Below are 7,383 nucleotides of genomic sequence, written 5' to 3'. Positions count from 1 at the left end.
CTGGGCGTGGGCCCAGGAGATCAGCCGGGACCACCCCGCAGCGAGCTCGACCAGGTCGCCCGCGTCCTGCCCGGCCGGGGCCACGCCCGCCAGCACGACCGCGAGGTCCATCCCCACCAGCTCACCGCCCCCCGCCAGCACCCCACCCGCGGCGGGCGCACCACCACCGCCCGCGTCGGCGTCGGGCGCAGCGGCACCGCCCGCGGCGGCACCGGCCGGACCGGCGGCACCGCCCGCGTCGGCGTGGCCCGGGTCGGCGCCGCGCGGGTCGGCACCGGCGGCCTCAGCCGCCGGGTCGGGCGGTTCCGGCGGGCCGTTCACCGCCTGCCCGGCCGGGGCGGCGGGCGCGGTCCCGGGCCCGTCGGCATCGCTCGGATGGTGCGAGCCGGGGCGGGGCAGCACGAGGTCGACCACGGCCGCGGAGGGGCGCCCGACCGGGGCGCCGTGCGCCACCCGGGCCACCCGGGCCGCCTGGAGGAAGACCGACAGCACCGCCTCCAGCCCCCCGGCTCCGGCCCGCGGCCGGCCCCCGGGAGCGTCGCCCCCGGCCGTCCCCTCGCCCGCCGATGTATCGAACATGTGTACGAGCCTACTCCCTGCCTGTGACAAAGACCACAAGGGTGTAGTTGGACGTGTTGGCGGCCGTGGGACGCACACGACTGCCGTCGTTGTGCAGCGTGCCGCGCCGAGCCCGTGGCTCAGGCATCTCCCTCCCCGGCCACGGTGACCCACCCCGGCCGGACGGGGGCGAGCGCCGGACGCTTGGGCCTGCGCGCATCCCCAGAGGAGCGCCGCCGCAGCCGTCGCCCCATCCACGGGTAGGCGTACTGGCGCGCCCACACGAGGTCGCCCCGCAGCCGTTCCGCGCGCGCCACCGGCGGCAGGGCGGCGAGGGGGTCGTCCCAGGCGTCGTCGTCGGCGCCGAGGCCGAGCGCCACCAGCGCCGCCTGGGTGACCCGCTCGTGGCCGGCCGTGGTCAGGTGGATCCGGTCCTGGGCCCACATGCGCCAGTCCCGCAGCGAGCGCATGCCCCAGACGTCGAGCACGTGGGCGCCGTGGCGCCGGGCGATGGACCACACGTGGGCGTTGAAGGTCGCGACGCGGGGGCGGGTGGCCCGCAGGACGGGGGAGTCGCTCGGGTCCATGCCGGTCGCGAGCAGCACATCGGCGCCCGTGGCCCGCAGGCGCTCGACGGCGCCCTCGAGCCGGGCCGCCAGGGCGTCCGGGTCCCGGCCGGGGCGGAGCAGGTCGTTGCCGCCGCCGATGAGGCTGACGAGATCGGGGCCGAGCGCGATCGCGGCGGGCACCTGCTCCTCGACGATCTCGCCCAGCAGCCGCCCGCGCACGGCCAGGTTGGCGTACTCGAACGGCGCCTGCGCGGCCTGGTGCGGCGCCCGGCGCTCGGCGAGCCGCTCGGCCAGCAGGTCGGCCCAGCCGCGCGGACGGTCCGGGGCCGCGGGGTCGATGTCCCACAGCCCCTCGGTGAGGGAGTCGCCGAGCGCCACGAAGCGGGACCACGGCACGGCCGCGCGCCCCGGGGTCGGCCCGGCGCCGTCGGAAGGCGTCATGGGGAGATCATGCCCGCGCGCGGGCACGGCCGCACCGACGACGCCCGCGCCGGGCGCCCAACGCGCCTACAGGGCCCCGATGTCCTCGAGGGCGGCGACGGCGAGGATGACGTTGGCGCCGGACCAGGTCAGCGGGGCGACTGCGGCCGGGGCGCCGCCGGCAAGCACCTTCTCCGGGATCGCGCCCGAGGCCGTGCGGTGCGCGGCGACCCAGTCGAGCCACCCGGTGGCCCGGTCGGGGTGGCCGTTGGCCGCCGCGGTCAGCGCGTACAGCGTCGTCTCCGGGGTCCAGGAGATGCCGTCCCGCTTCCACCCCGCGCCGGGCGCGACGCCGCCGGCGGGGCGGCCCATCTCGGCGGCGGAGGCGAGCCAGGCTGCCTCCGCCCCGTCCAGGGGCTCCGCGGTGAACGGGGGCAGCAGCATCGCGGTCGCGGCGTCCCGGCCGTTGGATCCCAGCAGGAGGTTCGCGGGTCCGGCACCCGCATAACGCGTGTAGCCGTGCGGGCCGAAGGTCTCCTCCACCGCGTCGCGCACCTGCTCGGCCCGCGCGGCGGCCGCCGTGGACCGCCCGGTCTCGCCCGCGGCGCCGTACATGGCGGCAGCGTGCTCGAGCCCGGAGAGCAGCGGTGCGACAGTGCCGAGCGTCAGCTCGGCCTCCTCCACCTCCCAGTAGTCGGCGGAGGGCGGCGGCAGGTGTCCCGCGCGGTCGGTGAGGTCGAGGATGTGGTCGGTAGACCGGTCGATCAGGGGGCGCAGCTCGTCGAACGCGCCCTGCCGCCGCGCGTCGTCGTCGATGGCTTCCAGCACGGCGGCGGCGGACCAGAGCGTCCAGCCGGTGCCGTCGATCTGGATCCCCCGGCTGTCGGGCACGCCCGCCCCGCCCGGGAGGTACCGCGCCTGGAAGCCGCCGCCCTCGCTCTGGACGTCCTGGAGGTACCCGAGCACGGCGAGCGCGTCCTCGGTGTGGCCCGTGCGCGCCAGGGCGGCGGCGACGAACGAGCTGTCCCGGGGCCACACGAACCGCCACCGGTCCGTCCACCCGGCGACGGCCGCGCCGGGCGCCGCCGACGAGAGCCGGCCGTCGTCGTCGACGGTCGCGCCGGTGAGGGTGTGGATGTCCAGCAGGGCGCCCGTCACGAGCTCCTCGTACGCGGTGCCCACGCCTGGCACGGTGCCCTGGGCCAGCCAGGCGCGCTGCTCGGCGGCGAGGGCGCGCGCGGCCGGGTCGTCACTGTCTGCGGCGAGGACCCGCGAGCCGGGCAGGTAGGCCGCGCCCAGCGCGGCGGTCACGTCGGTGACGGTCCCGTCGGCCTGCAGGGCCACGCCGTCGAGGTAGAGCGGGATATAGGCCTCGGTCGTCTCCGTCGCCTTCAGGTGCACCGACCACACCGCGAGGGCCAGGTAAGCCAGCCCCGCTCCTGTCAGGGTCAGCGCGCGGCGGCGCCGGCGGCGGCGGTCGTAGGGGCGCACGCGGACCCCGTCGGCGGCCGGTCGCGGGAGCGTCGACGGCTCGGGCGCGGCGACCGGCGCCGGCGTGACGGCTAAGGTCATCGTCCGAATCTACCCCGGTCGCGTCCCGGCGTCGCTACCCGGAGAGGACGGGTCCTGCGGGGGCGGCCGGCGCCGCCCGACCGCCCGGTCGCGCTGCCCGGGACCTCAGTACGACATGCTGCTGGCCGGCATGCTGCTGGCGGGCGCCCCCATCCCGATGGCCTTGCCGTCGGTGCCGATGACCCACCAGACGCCGCCCACGCCCTGGCCGGTGGTGTCCCCGGCCTTGGTGTCCGCCGCGTAGTAGTACAGCGGCCAGTCGCCGTAGCTGGCCTGGGTCGCGCCGTCGCTGCGGGTGATCGTCCCGAGCATGGAGGCGTCGACGCCCTCGCCCGCGGTGGCCTTCCCGACCGGCGGCCACGCCACGAGGCAGTCGCCCTCGCACACGCTCTTGCCGGGGGAGTCCTTGGTGTACAGGTACAGGGTGCGGCCGTCCTCGTCGACGAGGATCGTGCCGAGATCGGTCTGGGCCGTCTTGACGACCTCCCCGCCGCTCTGCTCGGACCCCTCGCTGGACGTGGACGCGGACGGCGACGTGGTCGACGGGGTGGTGGCGGTCTCCCCACCGGCCCCCGTGCCGGTGCCGCCGCCGGTGTTGCCGCCGCCGCAGCCGGTGAGCAGGGCGAGGGCGAACAGCCCCGCCGCCGAGAACCGCAAGGCATGTGCGCGCATGATTCCTCCAAGGGATCACGAGAAAGGTGCTCGATGAGGTGGAAGCCGGGGCGGCCCCCGCCGGTCCGTTCGTCGGAGGTGATACGCGGCAGCGGTGTGCCCGGATTGCACCCGGGCACCGCCGTCGCCGCCCACGGATGCGCTCCGGCGCGCGACACCGCGGCCCCTCCGCCGCAGGACGCCGCCACCCCTCCGCCGCAGGACGCCGCCACCCCACCGCCGGACGTCCCCGCAATCCCTCCGGCGCGGGCCAACGTACCTGAGACCGTGCACCTGTTCTCACGGGCGGACCGCGCGGCTGACGCCGCCCTCGTCGACGGCTTGGCGCTGGACGACGAGCAGGCGGCGGTCGCGTTCGTGCGCCGGTTCCAGGCGCCGGTCTACGGCCTGGCGCTGTCGGTGACGCGGGACCCGGCGCTCGCCGAGGACGTCAGCCAGGAGGTCTTCGTCCGGGCGTGGCGCGCGGCCGCAAGCTACGACATCCGCCGCGCGTCGGTCCTGACGTGGCTCCTGACGATCACCCGCAACGCCGCGATCGACGCCGTGCGGATGCGCCGATCGACACCCACCGCGGACGACGCCCTCGAGCAGATGCTGGCCGCGACGATGCATCCCGCTGAGCCGGAGGAGATGGCCCTGCAGCACCTGGAGTCCGACCGCGCCATGGCGCGGCTGCGTGAGCTGCCGCCCGAGCAGGCCCGTGCCGTGGCGCTGGCCGTCATCGGCGGGTGCACCGCCCTCGAGGTGAGCAGGCACGAGGGCATCCCGCTCGGGACGGCCAAGACGCGGATCCGGACCGGGCTGCGGCGGGTGCGCGCCGAGCTGGGGGCGGACCATGACTGAGCACCCGTCGCCGGACGCGCTCGTCGACCTGGCGCTCGCCGCGGTCCCGGAGCCCGGGCGCAGCGCGCTCGCGCAGCACCTCGACACGTGCGAGGGCTGCCGGCAGGAGTACACGGCCGTCTCTTCCGCCGTCGACCACGTCCTGGCCGCGGCGCCGCGCGTGGAGCCGCCGCCGGGTTTCGACAGCAAGGTGCTCGCCGCCATGGGGATGACCGGTGCCACTGCCGCCACCGACGCGGACGCGGACGCGGGCGCCGGCCCCTTCCGCGCCGGCGCCCGGACCGCCCGTGGGTCCGTCCCCGGCCCCGCCACCGCCGCGCATGGCCGACTCCGCACCGGCACCGGCACCGGCACCGGCACCGGCCCCGCCGCCGGCGCCCCGCGCGGCCGACGGCGCACCGGCGCCGCCGCGCGTCCACGCCGGTTCCACCTCGCCGCCACCCTCGCCGCCGGGGTGGGGCTGCTCGTCGGCGCCGGCGCGACGGCCGGTGTGCTGCTCGGGCGGGAGCAGCACACGCCGCCCACGGCCTCCGTCGCGGTCGGCACGCCGGTCGTCACGGCCGCCGGAGCGACGGTCGGCAGTGTCGCGAGTTCCTGGTACGACGGCGAGGACGTGCTCGTCGTGGATGTCAGCGGGGGCCGGGCGGGGGCGAGCTACGAGTGCTGGCTCGTGCTCGCGGACGGGACACGTCAGAGCGTGGGGAAGTGGGTCCTCGCCGACGACCGCGGGGCCACCTGGGTCGTCCCGGCCCCGACCTCGGCGGTGGACACCCTCGAACTGACCACCCAGACCGGCGCCGTGTGGGCCACCGCACGGTTGTGAGGGCGCCGGGGGCCGCGCCCCGACCCGGTGTGACGGCCCCGAGCCGGCGCCGCGACCCGGTGTGAGGTACGCACGTCCCCGCCCGACCTTGCACTCGGGTGGTGAGAGTGCCAATATCGAGTTAGCACTCTCGACCTGAGAGTGACAGAAACCAACCGGCTGGCCGGTGAGGCCCGGGTGTGGGCGGGACATGACCGTCTTCCACCCTGGTCGTCCGTCGCGGGCGCTCGCCAGCCGTTCGAACAGCCACTAGTGGAGGATCGAACGCATGGCTAAGACCATCGCCTTCAACGAGGAGGCCCGTCGCGGTATGGAGCGTGGACTCAACATCCTCGCCGACACCGTCAAGGTCACCCTCGGCCCGAAGGGCCGCAACGTCGTCCTGGAGAAGAAGTGGGGAGCCCCCACGATCACCAACGACGGTGTGTCCATCGCCAAGGAGATCGAGCTCGAGGAGCCCTACGAGAAGATCGGCGCCGAGCTCGTCAAGGAGGTCGCCAAGAAGACCGACGACGTCGCGGGTGACGGCACCACCACCGCCACCGTGCTCGCCCAGGCGCTCGTGCGCGAGGGCCTGCGCAACGTCGCCGCCGGCGCCAACCCGATCGCCCTGAAGAAGGGGATCGACAAGGCCGTCGAGGCCGTCATCGCGCAGCTCATCCTGCAGGCGCGTGACATCGAGACCAAGGACCAGATCGCCGCCACCGCCGCGATCTCCGCCGGCGACGTCGCCATCGGCGAGCTCATCGCCGAGGCGCTGGACAAGGTCGGCAAGGAGGGCGTCGTCACCGTCGAGGAGTCCAACGCCCTGGGCCTCGAGCTCGAGCTCACCGAGGGCATGCGCTTCGACAAGGGCTACCTCTCCGCGTACTTCGTCACCGACCAGGAGCGCCAGGAGGCCGTCCTGGAGGACGCCTACGTGCTGCTGGTGGAGTCGAAGATCTCCAACGTCAAGGACCTGCTGCCGCTGCTGGAGAAGGTCATCCAGTCCGGCAAGCCGCTGGCGATCATCGCCGAGGACGTCGAGGGCGAGGCCCTGGCCACGCTCGTCGTGAACAAGATCCGCGGCACCTTCAAGTCCGTGGCCGTCAAGGCCCCCGGCTTCGGCGACCGCCGCAAGGCGATGCTGCAGGACATGGCCATCCTCACCGGTGGCCAGGTCATCTCCGAGACCGTCGGTCTCAAGCTGGAGAACGCCGACCTGTCCATGCTGGGCCGCGCCCGCAAGGTCGTCGTCACCAAGGACGAGACCACGATGGTCGAGGGCGCCGGCGACGCCGCGCAGATCGAGGGCCGGGTCGCGCAGATCCGCGCCGAGATCGAGAACTCGGACTCGGACTACGACCGCGAGAAGCTGCAGGAGCGCCTGGCCAAGCTGGCCGGTGGCGTGGCCGTCATCAAGGCCGGTGCCGCGACCGAGGTCGAGCTCAAGGAGCGCAAGCACCGCATCGAGGATGCCGTGCGCAACGCCAAGGCCGCCGTCGAGGAGGGCATCGTTGCCGGTGGTGGCGTCGCCCTCATCCAGGCCGCCAAGGACGCGTTCGTCGGTCTCGACCTCGAGGGTGACGAGGCGACGGGTGCGAACATCGTGAAGGTTGCGGTGGACGCCCCCCTCAAGCAGATCGCCATCAACGCCGGCCTCGAGGGCGGCGTCGTCGCGGAGAAGGTGCGCGGCCTGCCCGTCGGCCACGGCCTCAACGCCGCGACCGGCGTCTACGAGGACCTGCTCGCCGCGGGCGTGAACGACCCGGTGAAGGTGACCCGCTCTGCCCTGCAGAACGCGGCCTCCATCGCCGGCCTGTTCCTCACGACCGAGGCCATCGTCGCGGACAAGCCGGAGAAGGCCGGCGCGTCCGCCGGTGGCGGCGAGCCCGACATGGGCGGCATGGGCTTCTGATCCCCGCCGCTCCCGGGGCGACGCTCCGG

General features: G+C 75.1%; 6 protein-coding genes and 1 pseudogene. 3 read left to right on the top strand and 4 right to left on the bottom strand.

Annotated features, from left to right (window positions below; translation table 11 throughout):
• The 4 genes and pseudogenes from EJK16_RS16440 to EJK16_RS16425 all read right to left on the bottom strand — a co-directional run.
• Nucleotides 1-579, bottom strand: a pseudogene (locus tag EJK16_RS16440) (hypothetical protein); the annotation flags it as partial.
• Between the two features lie 119 nt (nucleotides 580-698).
• Nucleotides 699-1,568 carry an SGNH/GDSL hydrolase family protein gene (locus EJK16_RS16435; protein WP_127131255.1) on the bottom strand — a complete coding sequence of 290 codons (870 nt, stop codon included), beginning with the start codon at nucleotides 1,566-1,568 and terminating at the stop codon, nucleotides 699-701.
• 66 nt (nucleotides 1,569-1,634) lie between these two features.
• Entirely contained in the window at nucleotides 1,635-3,119 is a 1,485-nt protein-coding gene (locus EJK16_RS16430; protein ID WP_127131253.1) for a glycoside hydrolase family 15 protein, read from the bottom strand.
• 105 nt (nucleotides 3,120-3,224) lie between these two features.
• Nucleotides 3,225-3,791 carry a hypothetical protein gene (locus EJK16_RS16425; RefSeq protein WP_127131251.1) on the bottom strand — a complete coding sequence of 189 codons (567 nt, stop codon included), beginning with the start codon at nucleotides 3,789-3,791 and terminating at the stop codon, nucleotides 3,225-3,227.
• A gap of 267 nt (nucleotides 3,792-4,058) precedes the next feature.
• Here EJK16_RS16425 and EJK16_RS16420 point away from each other — a divergent pair, with 267 nt between their 5' ends.
• The 3 genes from EJK16_RS16420 (at nucleotide 4,059) to groL (ending at nucleotide 7,354) form a co-directional block, all read left to right on the top strand.
• Nucleotides 4,059-4,634 carry a sigma-70 family RNA polymerase sigma factor gene (locus tag EJK16_RS16420; protein WP_205739809.1) on the top strand — a complete coding sequence of 192 codons (576 nt, stop codon included), beginning with the start codon at nucleotides 4,059-4,061 and terminating at the stop codon, nucleotides 4,632-4,634.
• The gene (locus tag EJK16_RS16415) at nucleotides 4,627-5,457 is read left to right on the top strand and encodes an anti-sigma factor (protein ID WP_127131247.1); all 831 of its coding nucleotides are present in this window, start codon (nucleotides 4,627-4,629) and stop codon (nucleotides 5,455-5,457) included. Before EJK16_RS16420 ends, EJK16_RS16415 begins: the two co-directional genes overlap by 8 nt.
• Nucleotides 5,458-5,725: 268 nt before the next feature.
• Entirely contained in the window at nucleotides 5,726-7,354 is a 1,629-nt protein-coding gene (gene groL / locus EJK16_RS16410; protein WP_127131245.1) for a chaperonin GroEL, read from the top strand.
• Nucleotides 7,355-7,383 lie beyond the last annotated feature (29 nt).

Source organism: Georgenia sp. SYP-B2076 (assembly GCF_003991205.1).
Taxonomy (GTDB): domain Bacteria; phylum Actinomycetota; class Actinomycetes; order Actinomycetales; family Actinomycetaceae; genus Georgenia.
This window is presented reverse-complemented; position numbering and strand designations above follow the sequence as displayed.

Bases quoted from the DNA above. Each gene is read 5' to 3' on its own strand.
- EJK16_RS16435 (WP_127131255.1), bottom strand. From the start codon at position 1,568: ATGACGCCTTCCGACGGCGCCGGGCCGACCCCGGGGCGCGCGGCCGTG.
- groL (WP_127131245.1), top strand. From the start codon at position 5,726: ATGGCTAAGACCATCGCCTTCAACGAGGAGGCCCGTCGCGGTATGGAG.
- EJK16_RS16425 (WP_127131251.1), bottom strand. From the start codon at position 3,791: ATGCGCGCACATGCCTTGCGGTTCTCGGCGGCGGGGCTGTTCGCCCTC.
- EJK16_RS16415 (WP_127131247.1), top strand. From the start codon at position 4,627: ATGACTGAGCACCCGTCGCCGGACGCGCTCGTCGACCTGGCGCTCGCC.
- EJK16_RS16430 (WP_127131253.1), bottom strand. From the start codon at position 3,119: ATGACCTTAGCCGTCACGCCGGCGCCGGTCGCCGCGCCCGAGCCGTCG.